Below are 1,751 nucleotides of genomic sequence, written 5' to 3' on the forward strand. Positions count from 1 at the left end.
CCTGACTTGATGCACGGTGATGTCGCTGGCGAGCTATCAACCCGTTGACCTGGAGGTTTGTGGGTCGAGGTGGGTGATTCGGGATACTAACGGGGTGGCGTTCGTGCGGAAGGTGAGGACCGGGTCCGGAGCGACTGCGGTGCAGGTCGTCCAGAAGCGGCACGGGAAGCTGGAGATCATCCAGCACCTCGGCTCCGGTCATAGTCCGGTCGAGGTCGCACTGCTGGTCCAGCGGGGCCGCGAGATCCTCCAGGGCGAGCAGGAAGCCCTCGAACTGGGCGTGGATTCCGGAGCGGATACCACGCTGGCCCGCCCCGCAGAGCAACAGCCCCAACTCATCCCGACTGCTGCACCACCAGCAGAGACGTCTGCTGCGGGAAGTCACGGTGGTGTTCGCGTCGTGGGAACCACCAGCGATGTGCTCTGGTCCACGTTGAGAGCTGCGTACTCGCGCCTGGGCTTCGGGGTCGTCGAGGACGAGGTGTTCGAGCAGGTCGTGCTGGCACGCTTGGTGGAGCCGACCTCGAAGCTCGATTCGATCCGTGTGCTCGAGGGGCTGGGTGTGGATCCACCGCATCACGCGACGATCTATCGCCACCTCCGCCAGGCCCAGGAACGCCGCTATCGCGACCAGATCGCCACGAAGTGCTTCGAACACACCGCCACCAGCGGCGACATCTCTCTGGTCCTCTACGACGTCACCACGCTCTACTTCGAGGCAGAGTACGAAGATCAGTTGCGCAAGGTCGGCTACTCCAAGGAGCGCCGGGTGGATCCGCAGATCGTGGTCGGGCTGCTGGTGGACCGCAACGGATTCCCGTTGGAGATCGGCTGCTTCGAGGGCAACCATGCGGAGACCCGCACGATCGTGCCGATCATCAAGCAGTTCCAGGCCCGTCACAACCTCGCCGACATGGTCGTTGTCGCTGATGCGGGGATGCTCTCCACCGCCAACCTGACCGCGCTGGACGAAGCGGGTCTGAGATTCATCGTCGGCTCGAGACAGGTCAAAGCCCCCGGTGACCTCGCCAATCACTTCCACTGGAACGGGGACGCCTTCGAGGATGGACAGCTGATCGACACCATCACGCCCCGCCACGGCAACGCCAAAACGGAGCAGAAGCGGCGCCGGCGGGAACCGGTCTGGAATGCCGAGGAGCATCCCGGGCATTGGCGCGCGGTCTGGGCCTTCTCGAAGAAGCGCGCTACCCGGGATGGGCACACGCTGACCGCGCAGGAGAACCGTGCCCGCGCGGTCATCGACGGGGACGCGGCGGTGAAGTCGACCCGGTTCGTCAAGACCACCGCCGCGGGCCGGGCCCTCGACGAGGGGTCCCTCGAACGAGCTCGTGGCCTGGTCGGGCTGAAGGGCTACGTCACCAACATCCCCGCCGATGTCATGCCGCCGGCTGAGGTGCTCTCGAGCTATCACGACCTCTGGCAGGTCGAGCAATCGTTCCGGATGAGCAAGAGCGACCTGCAGGCCAGGCCCATGTTCCATCGGCAACGCGACTCGATCGAAGCGCACCTGACCATTGTGTTCACTGCCCTGGCGATCGCGCGATTCATGCAGAACGCGACCGGGCTGAGCCTGAAACGGATCATCACCACGCTGCGCCCGATCCAGTCCGCGCTGCTGCAAGCCGGCGATCACACCCAACTGATCCCGCCCCAGATCCCCGAGGACGCCGCCACGATCATCGAGCAGATCACCGGGCAACCGGGACACTAAGCAAATGCATCAACTCAGG

The 1,751-nt window shown here is 64.8% G+C and carries 1 protein-coding gene; it reads left to right on the plus strand.

Annotated elements, in window-relative coordinates:
* The first annotated feature begins 94 nt into the window (after positions 1-94).
* A complete protein-coding gene (locus ACFQRJ_RS12610) occupies positions 95-1,732 on the plus strand; it encodes an IS1634 family transposase (RefSeq protein ID WP_377019490.1) in 1,638 nt (545 codons plus the stop codon).
* The last annotated feature ends 19 nt before the right edge of the window (positions 1,733-1,751 follow it).

The organism is Brachybacterium sp. GCM10030252 (assembly GCF_042666535.1).
Lineage (GTDB): Bacteria > Actinomycetota > Actinomycetes > Actinomycetales > Dermabacteraceae > Brachybacterium.